This is a genomic window from Nocardioides marmotae (assembly GCF_013177455.1).
Lineage (GTDB): Bacteria > Actinomycetota > Actinomycetes > Propionibacteriales > Nocardioidaceae > Nocardioides > Nocardioides marmotae.
On sequence record NZ_CP053660.1, the window covers coordinates 2,378,989 to 2,395,071 of the forward strand.

Consider the following 16,083-nt stretch of genomic DNA (forward strand, 5'->3'; position numbering starts at 1 on the left):
CCGTCTCTCATGGGCGGGGGTCGTTCCACGCGCCCCCAGCGCCGGCTGACGTCCCGATGGGGTCGCCGTCCCCTCCTCGCCCGCGGCCCAGTGCAGCCCCGAGACGCTCGGCTGACGCCGCCGCGACCGCCATGGCGTGCAGCATCTCTCGCTCGGCTCGCCACGGGGCCGGCGACAGTGTCCGCATCAGTACGTGCCTCGGACCGACGTTTGCGGTCGACCCGTGGTCCTTCGTCGCCCGTGCTCAGCTCCCCGCGTCTCTCTGACCAACCGAGACGGGCGAGACCCGAGGCGACCACCAGACTCGACTCCCGAGGGAGCGGGAACAGCGACGGCAGGCCGCCCGCGAGAGGACGCTTCCGCCGGGCACCGGGCACCGAACCCGGGCGCCAGCCCCACGTGATCTCGCGACACGCGGTTCCGGTAGCTCACGTCCCGACTCCCCCGGGTATGCCATCTGCCCAGGTCACGTCGCTGTAGCGACCCAACTGGCCAACGGGACGACGGGACGACGATCTGAGGCAATTGATGGCTCTTCTTACTTGAGGTGGGGGCTGGACAGGCCGCCACCGATCAGACGCATGCGTAGGCGGTAGTTGTCGCGGCTGCGGAAGCCGCGGGCGACGCGGCGGTGGAGCTCGATGAGGCCGTTGACGGCTTCGGTGCCGCCGTTGCTGGACCGGCTGGTGTCGAAGTAGGCCAAGAACGCTCCGCGCCACTGCTTCAGGGTCGGCCGAGTCGGGCGATCTCGGGAAACGGACAGGTTGGGAACGCGGCCAGCACCTTCTCGGCCATCTTCTTTCCCTCGATCAGGTTGGTGTGGCGGTAGGCGGCGCGGAGTTGGTGAGTTGGTGTGCGCAGGTCCACGCGAGATCCCGAAGTCCTTCGCGACCTGGGCGATGGAGGAGTCCGAGGACTTGAAGACCCGGATCACGTCCTCGCGGAACTCCTGGGGGAACGCCTTCGGCATGGTGCACATCCTTCCAGCGCCGAGACACATCGACGCAGATCAGATGTCACCTATCCGTGCAGCAGACCCAACTGATGTTCCGGGGCGCCTGGTCGCGAGGTCGATTCGCGAGTTATCGAAGGCGCGTTCCGCGCAAACCGCAGACTGACTCCATCACTCGCGAGGGGAGGAACGCGACAGTCGTCGAACTGCACGACCGCGCCAACCGGCTCGAGCTCTACCGCCGATCGGATGACAAGTGGGCCTGGCGCCTAGTCGTCAACGAGCGTGTAGTCGCCACCGATCACTCGCAGGATTGCAAGAACCGTGTGGACGCCCAGGCCATGGCGGAGCGCATCGTGTCAGGAGAGTTCAGCGCAGTGGAGGTGTGGCGTATCGACCACCTGACTGCATTGATACATGCCTCCGACTCGCCCGACCGCAAGGGTCGGTTGAATTGAAGGAGATCCCTGGGACACCGGATAGGAGGTTGTCCAGGCGCGCACGATGTCCCGACTCAGCCACCGTTATCGCCGCCGCCCCAATCCGCTGGTCCGCGCTCGTGCTAGCCATGACGGCGAGGGTGTACATCGCTGTCCGGGCGTTCGTCGTACTCCATGACGGGCGAAGGAACGAGCGGGCGACCTGCAGCGGGTTCTCGGTCCAGTACTCGCCCGACATCCCTAGCACCAACCAAGACTCTTGTTTCGCCGAGCAGCGTGGCACGGCCAACTGATCGGCTGAGACCTGTTGCGCGCGTTGCGCCGGCTCCCGTTGATCATCTCATTGAAGCGGTCGATCGCCCACATGGCGCGAAGACCCGCCCATCCAATTGTTGAAGGCACGCGGAGACCTGGGCTCGCCTACCCACAGGACATCCCGGTCCTCGTGCCGCCGGCCGTCGACGATCGCGTCGGCGCGGAACGTCCCGACGTACGGAGTCTGGGCGAGCCCATGAGCGTTGCGGAGGATCGAGCGGGAAACGTCGATCCCCTACGCCTGCCGCCGGCAGCTTGGTCCGTTATCGCGATCCGCCGCCTGCACCCACCCTCAGGATCCCCTCTGAGGGTGGGTGCGTCGGTTGACACCTCAGTCCAGTTTGGCGGGCCGTCGGACTGACTCGCCCTTCACCTCCCGGAAGTGAACGACCACTTCCGCTACCTCGCGGAGCTCGTCCATAAAAGCCGGGTTCGACCCTACGTATTCAACAACGAGTCCAGAACGATTCGGCTCGTGCATGACGGCCTGCACAGGCCAACCGCTCGAGGAGGCGGCCGTAGTGACGCGTTCAACCGCCGCTTCGAGCTGGTCTTGCGAATACTCCTCGCTGTCCGACGCCGCCCTCGAGGGCGCCCCCGCTACAGCTCTACCGTCCGATGATGCGCACCCAACGCCCGTCCCTATCACCGCAACGGCGGCCAGCAGGACAAGACCAGCGCGTACACCTCTAGGCTCAGCCATGACGTCCTCACCTCTCGACTCGTTTCACGGTACGACGGCGGCGGCATCTCTCCGGTTCCATCCGTCGTCAACTCGTCTCCAGCGTGGCACCCCAGCGAGTCAGAATCGGATTGATCCCGACCACGTTGATTCGCGTGTCACACGAAGAAGTGTCAGTGGTGGAGCCATGCCTGATCACAGGGCATGAAGTTTGAAAGCCATTCACTCCGGACACATAGATGCCGCGTGCGCCCACCTTGCCGTCCGAGCGTTCGACGTAAACTGGCGAGCCACTATCGCCCGCGCCGCCAATGACATTCCCGTTCGTTGACCGAACTCGGAAACCGTCACACCACGAATCGTTTTCGGTAGCGCCGCAGAGGAACTGGCCGACTTCATAAATGACCGCATTGCAATGCCCGCCGGTGTTCGAGCCGGATATGCAGACCGCTTCGCCGACGCTCGGAGAGGATTTACCAGCAACGGCCTTCTTGTCGTTAGTGTTGAGGCCGCCATGGAAGGTTTGCGCGTCTGTTGCCGGCGACGGATCCGGGTCGATCAACAACGAATCTAGGGCAGGCGCAACGTCTACATCGCCCGGCCCGTCGGCGACGGTGACACTTTGATTTCCGTTCCGAACCCAGTCGGGATCTCCCCCAGGGGCGCAATGTCCGGCACTAAGTAGGTGTCCGACGCCGTTCTTGAGCACAGTGAACCCAGCGGTGCAAACGGCAGTCGTCCCATTTCCTTGCCGCGCCAGCAGAACGCCGCCGCCCTTGAACGGCGCAACCATATCGTTGCGCGCCCGCGGCAGGGCGTCACCCCCAGTTTCGTACGAGATTGGGACATTAGAATCGACGGCGAGATTATCAGCAGACTGACCTCGGGCGCCCGAGGATCGGCCTTCCGAGTTGACCTCCACAGTCAGACCGCTGGCATCCGGAGCAAAAAAGATGGCAGACAACTGAACACCGCTTTCACGAGCACTCTCCTTCACCTCATCGGCGGCTGCACTTAGTTCAGCCTTGGTGAAGGGAGCTTCAGAGATCGTCAGTTCGACCGCCACATCGGCGGCGCTAGTACGAAATCGTCCGACCTCGTTCGGCACTGGCCCACTCCAGTACACGTTCACGCGCCTGGCCCCCGGATCGACCATTATCGAAGCGAACCCCTCGTAGTCCCTGATGTCTTCGAGCGATGAAACCAGGTCGTCGAAGTCGAGGATGTTCGCGGCCTTGTCGCGGGCCTGGCCCGTTACGTGGGAAGATGAGGGAGCGGCCAACAATGGGGAAGTAACAATTGCGCACGATATCGCCGCCATGGCCAAGGCAAGCTTGCGCTGTCCGTATTTCATACTCACTCCGAGAGTCGGGTCTTACTCAGTCCCGAAGAGCCCTCTTTAGCTTCCGGGTGACCTGAGTCTGAACGCCCCACCGAAACCAAGTCAGCCCGGTCTAGATACCATTCTCACTAGGCCGTCGCGCCAACCGCGACGTGGGTGAGCAGGTTCGCCATCGCGGACAACCACCGGCAGGTACTCAAACGGGCGAATCGCTGCAAACGTCGGCAGCTAGGCACGCCCGCCCGCGTTCGACCCCAACCGCATCCCGCGAGTCCTGGCGGGTGAATCGCACTGGATTTAGTTCCTATGTGTTCCCTTGGCCAGCGAGTGCCGGCCGGGGTGATTCTTGGGCAGCGTAGTACGCCGCCTCGACCTCGAGTGGGGTCTTCATGTCGAGCTCCCCGTGCAGGCGTTGGTTGTTCCACCACCACACGTACTCCAGGGTCGCGAGTTCGACCTGCTCGATCGTGCGCCAGGGCCCTCGCCGTCGGATCAGCTCGGTCTTGTAGAGCCCGTTGACCGCCTCGGCCAGCGCATTGTCGTAGCTGTCCCCGACGGTGCCGGTCGAGGGCTTCGCACCGAGTTCGCCGATCCGGTCGGTGTACACGATCGAGAGATAGTTCGACCCGTGGTCGGCGTGGTGGACCAGCCCGGTCAGATCAACCGCGCCCTCGCGCTTGGCGTCCCAAGCGGCCATGTCGAGGGCCTGCAGCGGGAGGATGTCGGCCTTCAATGTCGCGGCGACGTTCCACCCGACGATCCGGCGTGAGTAGACGTCGGTCACGAACGCCACGTAGGCGAACCCTGACCAGGTCGCGACGTAGGTGATGTCAGCAACCCATAGCCGGCGCGGCGCGGGCGCGTGGAAACGGCGTTGGACCAGGTCGGCTGGCTTCACCGCCGCCGGATCCGGCTTGGTCGTGTAGACCTTCTTCGACCGCTTCACCCCGCGGACGTCTGCGATCTTCATCAGCCGCGCTGTCTGATCGCGACCGATCTCCCAGCCTTGGCGTCGCATCAGGGCGTGCATCTTCCGCACCCCGTAGACGCCGTAGTTCTCGGCGTGCAACCGGGCGATCTCTGGGACGAGCAGCTCGTCCTTGAGTGAGCGTGCCGAGGGTGGTCTGGCTTTCGCGGCGCGGTAGCCGCGGGCGGTGATGAACCCACGAACTGCTGGGCGCAGCACCCGGCAGATGGCCTCGACCCCGAACTGATCCTTGTGCTCGTCGATGTAGCGGATCATCTCGTCGTGGGGCGGTCGAGCTCCTTGGCGAAAAACACTGAGGCGGACTTCAAGATCTCGTTCGCGCGACGAAGCTCGGCGACCTCGCGCTTGAGGCGCTTGATCTCCTCGGCATCCTCGCTCGTAGTGCCGGGCCGGACCCCGGCATCGACCTGAGCGCGGTGAACCCACAGCCGCAGGGTCTCGACGTTCATCCCCAGCAACCCCGCCACGTGCCGCAACGCGGCCGTCTCGTGCGGGTGCTCCGGGCGGACCTCGGCGACCATCCGCACTGCCCGCTCACGCATCTCGTTCGTATACCTGGCCATCGTTCCCATCCTGACTGATCAAGCGGAACGAAACCCAGTGCGATTCAGATCCGCCAGCTCCGCTCCACCGGAGCGACCGACCAAGAGCTCCTAGACGCGGGCCTCGCATGCAAGCGCGAGCTCCCAGCAGGCGGCTACCGCATCCGCGACACCTTCCGCGACAGGCTCGTCTTCCCCATCCACGACCCCCGTCACCCGGATCAGGTCATCGGGTTCGTCGGCCGCCGCAACCCCACCAAAGACGCCGACGAACGTAACGGCCCCAAGTACCTCAACACCCGCAGCACCTCCGCCTACGCCAAGTCCGACAGCCTGTTCGGCCTGGACCAGCTGGCACTGCACCCCCACGCCATGACCGCTGTGGTCGAAGGCCCCCTGGACGCCATCGCAGTCACCCTGGCATCCCAGGGAGCAGTCGTCGGTGTGTCACCGCTGGGGACTTCGCTCACAGATGACCAGACAACGCTCCTCGCCGAGCACCTCGGCCGCACCAATTCCGCGCCCCTTCTGATCTTCGACGCAGACGAGGCCGGGGACGCTGCCGCGGAGCGAGCCGCCACTTCTCTGCTCCAGACGAACCACGAGACCCGGCGGGTCGCGCTGCCGCGAGACACGGACCCCTGCCAGCTGCTCTCCGACTACGGGCCCCAAGGCCTCGCACAAGTCATCGGGCTCACGAACGGAACAGACCCGAGGGCCCAAACCCGGCCGGGCCGGACGCGGCGCGTCCGTAGCCACGGACACGCCCCACCCGCCCGCTGAGCCCTCCCACGGCAGTGCGCAGTCAGGCTCAGGACGGCACGAGATCTACGTCGTGACGAGAACTCGACAGGCGATGACACCGGACCACGCGCCGACCGCCGGCGGTAGTCCCCCGGTCAGTACCCGGTGCTTTCCAGACTGGCTGATCGGAGGCTGGCGCACACCGCCAGGGACAACCGTGCCGGGGGAACCAACGCGGTACTCCTTATGACTGGCGTCGGTCGGACTCACGCCTGTCGGCGCCGGAGGGTCCTCCGACGGCGGGCTCTGCAGACCGGCTGAGCGCCGCCGCTCCCTGTTCGATCATCGATGTGAGCGGCGGAAGGCCGCTCGTTCTGGCCGGATTGCGCATATCACGGGCATGGCGACAGGTCGTCGAGCGGCGTCAGGAAGTGGCGTCCGTCGGATCCAGTCCCCGCTGCTTGCCGGTGCGCGCGACTGCGTAGTGCGTCCCGCCCAGCCGTCTCGGCCTTGAGTGGAGCACGGGGACGCCGCGAGGCCGCAGGCGCGGCCCGTGCGCTATCGACGGGGATCCGCACGCAACTACTGACCGAGGTTGCTCGTCCCAAGCGCGCTGCGGGGCTAGTTCGGAAGGGCAAGGCCACCTGGCCCAGGCTGACTAGGTAGATGGCACAGATGACCCATTATTTCTGCGCTAGACCAGTTCGGTTTCGCGGACGGATGGTCGACACGTAAAGTTTCGCTGGACGGATGCGGGCGCCTTGGGCAGAGTCCCCAAACCCCCGCGATCATCTTATTTCGCCCGCGCGAAAGCGCGATCCCCCCTGCTTGCCCCGCCTGTTCGTCACTGACTGACGGGTTTGCGAGCCGGCATTCACGAAGGAATTTTCGCATGCACCAGTCAAGCGAAGGCAGCGCTACCCGGCGCGCTCGCCTCGCCGTGCCCATCGGAATCGCCGCTCTAGCAGCGGCTGGGATCACAACGATCTCGAGCGGACCCATATCGAAGTCGTTCGCCGACGAGGCGGGCACGCAAGCCAGCGTTTGGACGCCCGCTAACGCCACGACTCTAACGACCGATCTCTCTGACGGCTCGACAAGCGCTCGTGTCTACTCCTCGCCTATCAACTATCGAGCCGAAGATGGCTCCTGGCGGGCGATCGACAACACGCTGGTCGATAGCAGCGAGCCTGGGGTCCTCGTTCAAAATGAGGCCAATGACTTCGCGCTAACTATCCCCCAAGACGCGTCCAAGGCCCCGGTGAAGTTTGAGCAGGACGGCAACTGGATCTCGATGCGAATGGAGGGCGTGGGTGACGCTCCCGCCGATGTTTCAGGACCGTCTGCCACGTTTCCGGAGGTAGAAGACGCAGCGAGTGTCACCTACACAGTCACTGACGATGGAGTCAAGGAAGACATCGTCCTGAACCGTGCCCCTGGCGACGGTCCCCTCCAATACCGATATGTACTGCGTACATCCGTTGGCGTCACCCCTGCGCTCCAATCCGACGGATCTATCTCGTTCACGGCGGGTTCTGACTTTGTGGCCAGTATCCCGGCTGGTGTCATGATCGACTCTGCGGAGTCGCCGGATCAGATCCACGACGTGGACTTCGACCTCGAAAATGTCCGTGACCGTGTCTGGTCTCTGACTGTCACGCCATCACTGGCGTGGCTCAATGACAGCGCCCGTGTCTACCCGGTGCGCATTGACCCTTCGCTGTCGGATCAGCCCACCCGTGACTGCTGGATTTATCAGGCCACCCCCAACACATCCCGGTGCGGCTCCTCCTCGGTTTACCTGAAGGCTGGATACGCATCCGGTGGGCACTACCGCAGCCTGCTCAAGTTCAACCTGGGAGCGATCCCCGCGAACGTCTCCGTCACGAGCGCATCCATCAACCTGTACCTCGACGCGACTCAGACCACCACGGCCCAGTCCGCGACGTACGGGATCCTCCGGCTGGACCAGGCGTTCTCGACTACGGCTACCTGGAACAGTTCGGGCTACACGGCATGGTCGGGCGGCAGCACCGCGGGGGGCTTGCAGTCGTCGCTAGATCTGGGCGGTCAGACTAGCGGTTATAAGGTATTCGACGGTGTGGAACCGTTGGTCCAGGACTGGCTGGACGGGTTTTCCGTCAACCAGGGCGTCTTGTTGAAGCAGGTCGGAACCGCGGCCGCCAACGTGCTCTCTTTCGGTTCCTCGTCCAATACTTCCGCTGGTAAGAAGCCGTTCATCGCGGTCGACTATGAGCCGATCCCGAGCGAGGCCGACGCGTTGGCCGAACTTGCTGCCACTGAGTCGGAGGTATTCCCACCGGCGGTCATTAACTCAGCGGCCGATGCCGCTGGACCGGTGACGATCAGTCCCGCGCTCGGCGCGGGCGAGCACCTGAAGAGGAACGCAGACGGAACCATCGTCGTCGTCGACGCCGCCGGCACCACCAAGATGTCGGTAGCTGTAGCCGATGCGACGGACGCATCCGGGGCTACTGCACCCTCGGCAGCAACGGTCTCAGGCGATTCTTTGATCATCAACGTCTCGCCCGCTGCTGGACTCACCTACCCGCTCGTTGTCCAGGTTGTCACGGACGCACCGGTTGTAGAGAAGTCGGAAGAACCGCAGACCTACGCCGAGTGGGAGATGGACACGTGGTGACGAATACGCACGGCCTCGCCCTGGTCGCAACTCAATCTCGGAAGAAGTTCTCAATGCTACATCGATTCCGCGGCTTCGCGGTGAAAAGTCTCGTCGTTGCCTTGATCGCCACGCTGGCCAGTTTCGCGGCGCCGGCTGCTCATGCCGATCCGTGGATCAAGGCTGGGTGCAAGACCGCAGGCGCAACGCAGAAGTGGGGCATCCCGACGTTTTACGGGATGGAGATGAACTTCAAGTACTGCTGGACGGCCGGCGCGGGAACAAACCGCATCCGCCGCGTCAGGGGCTCGGCGAATTGTTGGGCGAACTTCGCCAATCAAGTTCAGAATTGTCAGGGGCCGACGAACGCGAGTAAGATCAAGATCGAATTGAGCGACAAGTCGACCAAGCCTTACGCGTATCTCTACTTCTGGGTCCAGTCACGAACGTGCCTCACCGGTGACCTGAACATTGCCTGCTCCAAGTGGAGATGGCACCGCATCAAGTGGGTCGTCAACGCCGGCGGCACTGAATGGGTCGCTGACCGCTACTGAACCGGGCACGCACCGCCCAGTCGCGACCGAAGTACCCGCAACCGGTATAGTTTGATCGATCCCGAGGAAGGACCAATGGCTATCAATTTCCGCCGCCCTGCTGTGTTCGCTGCACTAGTAACTCTCGTGTTCGCTGCGATCTCTGCTGTCGAAATGGTACTCGATTCGTTCGAGGGACGACCAGGGGCAGACCTTCCGCCGCTGTCGCCAGGAGGCGTAGAGGTCGCAACTAGCTTCGGGGCAGTCGTCGTGTTCTATGTCCTGGTTTGGCTCGCGGCCTTGGCGTACCAGCGACTCACGCAGCGCCGGAAGTAGCGACCCAATGGACGGTGCCGGCGTCCGTCGGGTCAGGGCGCCGCTTGGGCGCGGATGTCGGATGGTGGTCGGGCCTCGCGCGAAACGCGATAGGCCGCACCACGAACCTTCGCGCAAGCTGCAAAGGTTGGGCGTCCCCTTTTACTGGGGGCGCCCAACCTCCGTTGTGGCTTTGGGGTCGTTTCAATCACCGCGTGATCAGGTGATTACGCAATATGCGTTAGGGACCGAGCCGCTAGGTACTCAAGGTCGGCCTTAGACTTAGGTCCCGAAGCAGGCACATTTAAGCGTTGTCCAGCTCTTAGCGCACGGGTCGCCGTCTGCTAACTCGAGACGTCGATTACAAACTCGTGAACGGCGGTCCGGCTACGTGCTTTCCGGGCGGCGCGGGCATCAGACTCCTAGTTTGGCAAGATCTACTGCCGGCCCTCTCCATTACGACCTAGACGTGTCGTTTCTCCTCACTCACCGTGCATCGCCGTGGCACGGATGCCGGCAGCCCTTCGCGAGTTGCCTGATCCGCTCATTGGGCCCGGAATGCGCTGGTCGCGGCAGCAAACCTGTCCCCTACCGGTTACGGACCTCGCCCACGATGCCGACGAGGGTGCTCCGGCTGACCTCGCCCAACACTCGGGCGGCAACAAGCCCCTCCTCGTCGAGGACCACGGTCGTAGGCACCGACTGGACCGGCAAGGTACCGGCGAACGCGAGAAGGGTGTCCCCGTCGTCGACAATGCTCGGGTACGGGATGGAGAACTCGCGAACGAACGCCCGCGCGTTGTCCACGCTGCTCTCGCGCAGGTTCACGCCGAGAAACTGGACGTCGTCCCCTGCCAGGTCTGCCGCGGCATCCGCCAGCGCTGGCGCCTCGGCACGGCACGGTCCGCACCACGACCCCCAGACGTTGACGACGACGATCTTGCCGGCGAAGTCAGACAGAGCGAGTTCATCACCGTCCAACGTGTCACCGGAGAGATCCCCGGGGCGCTCGCGGTCTCCCTTCGACAACACCTGCACCACGCCGTCGCCGGCAACGAAGCCTTTGCCGCCGGTCCCGGACACCGTTCCGAAGCCGCCGCAGGCCGTGAGGGCGACCAAGCTCAGGGGCAATAGGGCTGCCTGACGTGCCCGACGACTCATGGACCGAGACTAATCCGATCTCGGGCTGGCCGGGGAGCGCTCCCTGAGAGGAGGCAGGCTCGAAAACTCCGAACCGAGTGATGATGCCTCCCTGCCATGCGTGGAACTAAACAGATTCCATCTGATTCTCCCAGTCTTCAGCTCCCGTGGCGCGGTTCGCGTGCCCCGCTTATGGCTCGAGTGCGCGCCTACTTCCTTGAGTGGACGACTCGTACCGCGGGTCCTCATGGTGCTGGCCGGGAGCACAACGGTGACCGATCTGCTCACGGATCCGCTGGAGGACTGGGTCTAGGCGGAGCTCGCGCCAGTCCTCGATGTCGCGCGGGGTGATCGCGAAGCCCGCGAGGTAGCGCTCGCACGCGACCGCGGCGATGTCGTGGCACAGGTGCGGGTGCAAGGGCCAGCACTCGGGGACCACTGGAGTGGCGAGCCCCCACAGCAGCTCGTGATTGATCCAGCCCACGACGTCGCCGATCCAGGGCCAGAGTTCGGCTTGCAGGTCCGGGCCGCAGGTGCCGGGATCCCAGGGGCGGGGTAGCGAGGCAACCTGTCGCAGGGAGAGTTCGTCGGTCGGGGGCCGGAGGCTGACGACGTGTAGCGCGGTGATCGCGTCGCGGACGATGTCAGGTGGGAGGGGGAAGGGCTCCACGGCGTACGGCGGTCCGCTCACGAGGCCGACCCCTGCCGCAGTGTTGCTCTGGTCTCTGCCTGCCTGGCCCGGAGTTCGCGCCCCCGTCGGCCGTCGATACATCTGCGAAACCGCAGGATGATCGGATCGCCGGACTCGGCCAACAGGAGTGCCCGCCGAGTAGGGATACGCCGGATCTCAGCCGCCTCCAGGACCGGGCGGCGCACCTTCGCCCAGGAGCGTTCCGAAGCGGGGTTCCACCACCCACCGCGGGCCGAGTAACGCACCTCTGAATGCCAGCGTTGTCCGATCAGGTCCGACAACTCCTGGTAGAAGCGACTGTCCTTGCCGCCCCCGAAGGCGACGAGGTTGTTGGACAGCCCGAGGAGGGTCCGGGCCCCTTCCTCACCGAATGACATGACCAGTTGCCGCCAGGTCTGGGCAGCGACAATGAAGCACAGCCCGAGCGCGCGCTCGTTGGCCATCCGGGTGAGCAGCGTGGGAATCGGCGCCGTGGAGGGAAGCTCGTCCAGACACGCGAGGAAGGGCGGACACAGTCGGCCCTGCGGCGACCGCTCCCCCAGCTGCTTCGCCAGGTCCAGGACATGCTCGGCCACAGCCGTCATGAGCGGAGCCGCGGAGGAGTAGGGGTCATCGCGACCGAGGAGGTAGATGGTCCCACCCGCGCGCAGTACCGCCCTCAGATCTGTTGCCGGACGCCCCGGCCCCGGCACGCACCGGCGCCGGATGGATGACTGGAAGAACAGCCCCATCGCCTGCTGCACCGTGGTCACCGTGTTGCTCGCCGTACGTTCGTCACCGCGCAGTGCCCCCCGGAGAAGGCCGTCCCAGAAGAGCTCCGCCTCGGGGTGGGTCCGCAGGATCTCCTCGGCGTCGCGGTAGGACTGCGGGTCGGCCACCCAACGGAGGACGTCGTCGAGCGTCGCCCCGGCCAGGGCCGCAGCGTGGAAGTAGGCCTGGAGCACCTTGGCGCACTCGCCGGCGTAGAACCTCGACGCGTCGTCCCCGCTGGCCCGGTGTGCGCTCTCACCTCCCGCCGAGAATGCCTTCGCTCGCCGCTCGGCCACCCGAGCATCTGCACACCCGTCGATCGGGTCCCACGTCAACGGCGGTACTCCTCCCGCAGCTCCGAACGGGTCCAGGACGACGACCGGACGACCGCCATCTCCCCGACTGCCCAGGGTGAGGAAGAGGTCCTCCGGCTTGGTGAGCGTGACCAGTGCAGCCCCCGGCGCATCCAACAAGGCCGGGGCGAGGAGATCGAGGGTCTTGCCAGAGCCCTGCGGCCCGATGACACACGTGGTCCGGTCGTACGGCGCCCACAGGTCGCTGCGCACCGACGATCCGCACCGGCCCATTCGCCAGCCGCTGGCGGCACTGCCTGCGGCTGACCGACGTGACAGGTCTGGTCGGATCTCGGCGCGACGCCTCCTCAATGCTCGACTGCCGAGCTGCCCGACGGCCCGGCCAGGGGACGCCATTCCGGGCCGGACTCGGCGCGCCTGCCACCCGAGGAGGACGGCGGCCGCTGCGCCTAGCAGGGCGACGCCGACCGCCCAGCCGATCATGTCGGTCGAGAACGAGGGACTGCTGGCCGGCAGCGCCGCGAGCACGCTGCTCACCGCCGCGATCCGAGACGTCGACTCAGCTGCGGAGCCGCGCGGAAGGTCGCGACCACAGCGTCGTGGTCGGAGTTCAAGGGTCGGGTCTGCTGGGTGGCTGCTCGCAGGGCGCTGGGCTGGAAGAAGACGTAGTCGATCGCGCCGCCACCGTCGGTGGTGCTGACCTCGCCGAGCTCCTCCATCGTCGACCGCATTCCGATGGCCCCGAGCATCACCCGCGGACCCCACGGGTCGTTGGCGGCGAACTGTGAATTGAAGTCGCCCGCCAGGAGGACGGGCCCGTGTGTCGAGAGGGCCTCGACGAGCACCTGTAGGCGCCGCATGCCCTCGGCGTAGAGCTGCCGGCGGACGACCCGCTGGGGACCGAACCTGGCCGGGTTGATCATGTGGTGGACCGAGACGACCGCAGCCCGGTTCCCCGCGGCGCTCTGCAACACGACCCAGGTGGCCGACCGTCCAGCGTCCCAACGCTGCGGTCCGTGGTCGACCAAGCGCAGTCGTCCGGCGTCGACCTCGGTCCACCGGGCGGTGCGCCACAGCACCGCCGTCGACCGGGTCTGGTTCGCCGGCGCCGTGGCAGGGGCGCGGAAGAAGCTGTAGCCGGGAACGGCCAGGGCGGAGTCAGTGCGGTTCGCAACCTCGTTGAGAGTGACGAAGTCCGGGGCTGCTGCGGTGATGGCCGCGAGGTCGGTGCGAAAGGCCCGGGGTGACAAGGCGACCTTGAGGTTGGCATGCGCAAGCACCACGTCACCCAAGGCGGCGCCAGGCGGATCGGCCAGAAACGTCAGGGGGTCGACGGTCCTGCCACCGACCTCAACCGTGAAGTGGAGGTGGCAGCCGGTGGACCATCCGTCACTGCCGACGCTGCCGATGACCTGGCCCGTCCTCACGCGGTCCCCGACACGGACCGACAGTCCCCTGGCGTACATGTGGCCGTATCGAGTCTCGATGCTGCTGGACCGGTCCTCGGAGCCGGACGCTTGACCGTGGTCGACGATGATCTGGTGGCCGTAGACGGGATCGGGGCCCGCCTTCACCACGACGCCTGCGGAGGCGGCTCGAAACGGCGTTGAGCACGGGCCGCCGTAGTCGACACCATCGTGGAAGCTCGGCTCGCCGGTGACCGGGTTGTTCCTGGGGCCGTAGGGGCTGGTCACCGGCGCGGCCTCCAGCGGCGCGACCCACACACTCCCGGAGTCGGCGGGCGAAGGGCAGTCGGCCGCGGTTGTTTCGAAAACGGATTGACCACTGGGCACGGCCAACGCGTCACCGCCGGGGGCGACGTTGATGTGGACGTGGTCGAAGTGGTTCGCGGTGGCGGAGCCCCGATCGTCCATCGCGCGCCAGCCCTCGGCCGCGCGTGCGGTCGACCAGATCCTCTGCCGCCAGATGACGTAGTCGACCCCGAGCTGACCGGCATGGCTCCTGGCGTGGGCAGCGAGCGCGTCGCCCTGCGCCGTGCCGGCAGGTGTCAGGGGAACCATGAAGTCAGCTGCCCGACCCGCCGGATGACCGTCGGGGTCGGTGGCGCTGGGGCGGTAGCCGCCGACGGTTTCGATGCCGAACATCGGGGCCAGCACGCCGACCAGGGTGAGCAGCCGGGGCGTCACCGGACCGAGGTCGTACCCCGACGCCTGGCTGTCGGACGGACCTGGGGCAGCTGGGGCGTCGGCAGGCACGGTCGTGTCGCACCCCGGTCCGCTCACCGACGCGGCGCCGAGCACCAGGAGCAAGCCCGGAAGCAGCAGGAGGTAGACGCCCCCCAGGCCGATGACGTAGCGACGCATGATCCTCACCCAGCCACGGCGTCGTTGGTGTAGGTCAGACGCTGCTCGAGCGGGGTCAGGAGGGTCTGGACCTTGAACTTGCGATCGCCCACGAGCCAGAGCGCACGGCCCTTCTCCTGCATGGCCCAGCCGGTGACGACGTCCTGTTGCATGCGGGTCAGCCCAAGGAGGTTCCCGAGTTCGCTCGCCACCTCGCCGTCTTGCCCCATCAGCACTCGGATGTCGGAGAGGTGGAGAAGGTCTCGGGCGATCTGGGCAGCCTGGCTACCGCTGTCTCCGGCAGAGAGCGGGTCGGAGGGCTTGTGGTACGTCACGACCTGCACGTCGCCGTCTCGTCGTGACAGGCGGAGGTTGGCGTCCAACGACATGACGGCATCCAGGCTGAGACGGGTCTGCAGCCACGCCTCATCACGAAGCACGATGCGGTGATCCCCCGGCCCTGCCAGCTCCCGCATGGCCTGGCCCCAGGAGTTGAGACACATCAGGGCGATGCCCACCGCTGCCTGGTTGCCCGTGTCGTGCAGCGCTCGCAGCGAGAGCGTCTGGATAGGCGCACGCCAGTCCGGGTGCACGGTGGACGGGCCGTCGAACATGCCGCGTAGCGAGCCGTCGCACAGCGCCCCCAGGGCGTCACGCAGGAGTCGGGTGTCATCGAGGAAGTGCTGCCGGTCTGCATGCCGGGTGTCCCGCACCAGGCTCGAAGTCGGACCGTCGAGCACCGCCCATACCTCCGGCACCGTGACCGGTGCCAGCTGCGTAGCCCCCTGCTCCCAACCGACCAGCTCACGAAGGACGCGCGTCAGGACCCGTTCCTCGGTCGGCCCGAAGGGGACGGCCTGCGAGCCGGCCAGTCCGCGGAGCAGGGTCAGCCAGCGGCCGGTGATCACCGTGACGCGGCGCCGCTGCTCGGCGGCGTCCAGGTTGCTCCAACCATCACCCAGCGGCCCGACATCGAGCGGGTTGACCCGACCGGTCAGACCCGGGCCGATGCGAAAGGGCTCGACACCCAACGCTCGCGAGAGACCCTCGTACTCGTCCTTGACATCCCCCAGGACGAGCCCGCGGTAACCGAACCGGACCATGCGCAGGATGAATGCCTTCACCAACGCCGACTTGCCGCGTCCCGGCTTGCCGAAGATGAAGATGTTCGGGTTCGTCACGGGGATGTCGTCGTCTGCGACCCAGCCCATCGGGTCGCAGTAGAAGGTCCCGCCCGAGAGTGCGTCGTAGCCCAGCTCGGCACCCCACGGGGGCAGCCCGTCGCCCGGGATGAGTGGCCATACGACCGGGGCTTGATCGGAGGTCAGCTCGTACGTCGCGACACGACACGGTGTGGGCGCCCAACCGTGCCCGCGCCGACGATGGCCGCG

At 65.9% G+C, this 16,083-nt stretch carries 12 protein-coding genes; 4 read left to right on the forward strand and 8 right to left on the reverse strand.

Annotation, left to right across the window (positions count from 1 at the left end; genetic code table 11):
• Positions 1 to 538: 538 nt before the first annotated feature.
• Positions 539 to 970 (reverse strand): transposase, encoded by a 432-nt coding sequence (locus HPC71_RS11495; protein ID WP_216656398.1) that lies wholly within the window; start codon positions 968 to 970, stop codon positions 539 to 541.
• Between the two features lie 56 nt (positions 971 to 1,026).
• Between HPC71_RS11495 and HPC71_RS11505 the strand changes: the two genes are divergently transcribed.
• Entirely contained in the window at positions 1,027 to 1,410 is a 384-nt protein-coding gene (locus tag HPC71_RS11505; protein WP_154614152.1) for a hypothetical protein, read from the forward strand.
• A gap of 1,067 nt (positions 1,411 to 2,477) precedes the next feature.
• Here the strand turns inward: HPC71_RS11505 and HPC71_RS11510 are convergent.
• Together HPC71_RS11510 and HPC71_RS11515 are read right to left on the reverse strand one after the other, a co-directional pair.
• Entirely contained in the window at positions 2,478 to 3,743 is a 1,266-nt protein-coding gene (locus HPC71_RS11510; protein ID WP_154614150.1) for a chymotrypsin family serine protease, read from the reverse strand.
• A gap of 292 nt (positions 3,744 to 4,035) precedes the next feature.
• Positions 4,036 to 5,291, reverse strand: a protein-coding gene (locus HPC71_RS11515) for an IS3 family transposase (protein WP_230084081.1) whose coding sequence is annotated in 2 segments (ribosomal slippage) — positions 4,036 to 5,006 and positions 5,006 to 5,291 — 1,257 coding nt in all. Because the reading frame shifts where the segments join, the coding sequence is not laid out codon by codon here.
• 39 nt (positions 5,292 to 5,330) lie between these two features.
• Here HPC71_RS11515 and HPC71_RS21255 point away from each other — a divergent pair.
• From HPC71_RS21255 to HPC71_RS11535, 3 genes are all read left to right on the forward strand, one after another.
• Entirely contained in the window at positions 5,331 to 6,044 is a 714-nt protein-coding gene (locus tag HPC71_RS21255) for a toprim domain-containing protein (protein WP_432806460.1), read from the forward strand.
• An 853-nt stretch (positions 6,045 to 6,897) separates the two neighbouring features.
• Complete coding sequence (locus tag HPC71_RS11530) at positions 6,898 to 8,667, forward strand: DNRLRE domain-containing protein (protein WP_154614147.1); 1,770 nt, start codon at positions 6,898 to 6,900, stop codon at positions 8,665 to 8,667.
• The gene (locus tag HPC71_RS11535) at positions 8,661 to 9,200 is read left to right on the forward strand and encodes a hypothetical protein (RefSeq protein ID WP_154614145.1); all 540 of its coding nucleotides are present in this window, start codon (positions 8,661 to 8,663) and stop codon (positions 9,198 to 9,200) included. Before HPC71_RS11530 ends, HPC71_RS11535 begins: the two co-directional genes overlap by 7 nt.
• An 882-nt stretch (positions 9,201 to 10,082) precedes the next feature.
• On the opposite strand, the gene HPC71_RS11540 is transcribed toward HPC71_RS11535, so the two are convergent.
• The 5 genes from HPC71_RS11540 to HPC71_RS11560 all read right to left on the reverse strand — a co-directional run bounded on the left by HPC71_RS11540 (position 10,083) and on the right by HPC71_RS11560 (position 15,873).
• Positions 10,083 to 10,655: a TlpA family protein disulfide reductase gene (locus HPC71_RS11540; protein WP_216656399.1), complete on the reverse strand. Its 573-nt coding sequence runs from the start codon at positions 10,653 to 10,655 to the stop codon at positions 10,083 to 10,085.
• Between the two features lie 169 nt (positions 10,656 to 10,824).
• Positions 10,825 to 11,325, reverse strand: coding sequence for a hypothetical protein (locus HPC71_RS11545; RefSeq protein WP_154614143.1), 501 nt, complete (start codon positions 11,323 to 11,325; stop codon positions 10,825 to 10,827).
• Positions 11,322 to 12,926 carry a type IV secretory system conjugative DNA transfer family protein gene (locus HPC71_RS11550; protein WP_253943694.1) on the reverse strand — a complete coding sequence of 535 codons (1,605 nt, stop codon included), beginning with the start codon at positions 12,924 to 12,926 and terminating at the stop codon, positions 11,322 to 11,324. The genes HPC71_RS11545 and HPC71_RS11550 overlap by 4 nt, the downstream gene beginning before the upstream one ends.
• Positions 12,923 to 14,713, reverse strand: coding sequence for a VldE C-terminal domain-containing protein (locus tag HPC71_RS11555; RefSeq protein WP_154614141.1), 1,791 nt, complete (start codon positions 14,711 to 14,713; stop codon positions 12,923 to 12,925). The genes HPC71_RS11550 and HPC71_RS11555 overlap by 4 nt, the downstream gene beginning before the upstream one ends.
• Positions 14,714 to 14,718: 5 nt before the next feature.
• Positions 14,719 to 15,873 (reverse strand): ATP-binding protein, encoded by a 1,155-nt coding sequence (locus HPC71_RS11560; protein WP_230084080.1) that lies wholly within the window; start codon positions 15,871 to 15,873, stop codon positions 14,719 to 14,721.
• Positions 15,874 to 16,083: the final 210 nt, after the last annotated feature.